Annotated in this window: 2 protein-coding genes and 1 pseudogene; all 3 read right to left on the bottom strand. The window is 64.7% G+C overall.

The genetic code is table 11. The annotated features are described in order from the left end of the window. Positions 1 to 233, bottom strand: a pseudogene (locus A8G08_RS04955) (flavodoxin family protein); the annotation flags it as partial. Continuing rightward, positions 208 to 915 (bottom strand): trimeric intracellular cation channel family protein, encoded by a 708-nt coding sequence (locus A8G08_RS04950; protein WP_068270938.1) that lies wholly within the window; start codon positions 913 to 915, stop codon positions 208 to 210. The gene A8G08_RS04950 and the pseudogene A8G08_RS04955, both read right to left, overlap by 26 nt. 104 nt (positions 916 to 1019) lie before the next feature. Further along, on the bottom strand, positions 1020 to 1290 hold a 271-nt coding region (locus A8G08_RS04945; protein WP_187344433.1), incomplete at its 5' end, for a dihydrodipicolinate synthase family protein.

Here is a 1290-nt window from a genome sequence, read left to right as displayed (position 1 = left end):
AGCCAATCGTCGGTCTTCGCGCCGTGCTCGCGCATATCCGGCCAGACACCGGTAGCGATGTCGTGATCGACCGCCCGCACGACTTCGACCTGAATACCGTGCGCGGCCATGATGCCTGCGCTGATGTCGATCAGTCCCTGGGTGTGGCTCACCTCGGGCGACGGTTTGAGGGTGCAATTGATGATCAGTGCGCGCAGATCGCTGTAGTCATCGGGTGGGTTCGGCTCGGACATACCCCTCAGTGTCCCGCATAGGAGCGCCGCGAACTGGGGTTTTGCCTCGCATCCACGAGCGTTGCTCGGGAAGGGACCAGCCGAATCGTTCCGAACACATCCGGACAAGGGTGGTGAAGACCGCGCACACAATGGCGGCGATGTGGGCGTTGGCGCCACAGCCGAGCGCCGCGGCCAACGCGGCCGTACCGGCGACCGCGGCTACGGCGTAGAGCGAGCCGACCCGCAACATCGCGACGGGTATCCCCAGCAGCATGTCTCGCAGAGCCGATCCGCCGACGGCCGCGAGGGCGCCGATGAACGTCGCGGGTAGCACCGCCACGCCCATCCCGAGCGCCTTGGTCATGCCGATCGCCGCATACATCCCGACCGTCAACGCGTCGAGCAGTTTCCACAGCGAATCGAGTCTGACGATCAGGCGTTCGAGCATCATCCCGATCAGCGCCGCCACCAGGGTTGTCGGGAGGTACCAGTTATTGCTCAGTGCCGCCGGTGTGACGCCGAGGAGCACGTCGCGTGCAAACGCACCGCCGAGTCCTGTTGCCGCGCCGACGATGCCGATCCCCAGGAGATCGATCCGGTGGTTGTCGAATTTGGCCGCGAAGATCGCCCCGGAAATCGACGCGATAGTGATGGCGGCGAGGTCTACCCACAACGGGATCGTGACTTGAGCAACGTTCACCAGGCGCGACCCTTTCGCTCGAAATGTCCTGCGACAGCCGAACTACGCACTGCCCCAAAGCACCTCGTGGGCACGTCGGAGCAGTGCGCGTTGGCCGATGCCTCTTAGGCAGACGTAGTCAGCTGCGGCAGCGCCGCGGCCAAAGCCGTGATCTTGGCCGCAGTCTCGGGATCGAGGTCGGCAAGTGGCTTGCGGGGGCTGCCGATCGGGAAACCGACCGCAGCGGTAGCGGTCTTTACGGCCTGGATGAAGGGTGCAGACATGATCGCGTCCAGCAGCGGATAGATTTGTGCCCACTCCCGCCGAGCGCGGTCGAAGTCGCCCTCGGCGATTGCCCGGCGAACAGAGACGAGTTGAGCAGGCATCACATTCGCG

It is taken from the genome of Aldersonia kunmingensis (genome assembly GCF_001646865.1).
In the GTDB taxonomy this organism is placed as follows: Bacteria; Actinomycetota; Actinomycetes; order Mycobacteriales; family Mycobacteriaceae; genus Aldersonia; species Aldersonia kunmingensis.
The sequence above is the reverse complement of the archived record's forward strand: the minus strand, read 5'-3'. Positions and strand labels throughout refer to the sequence as shown.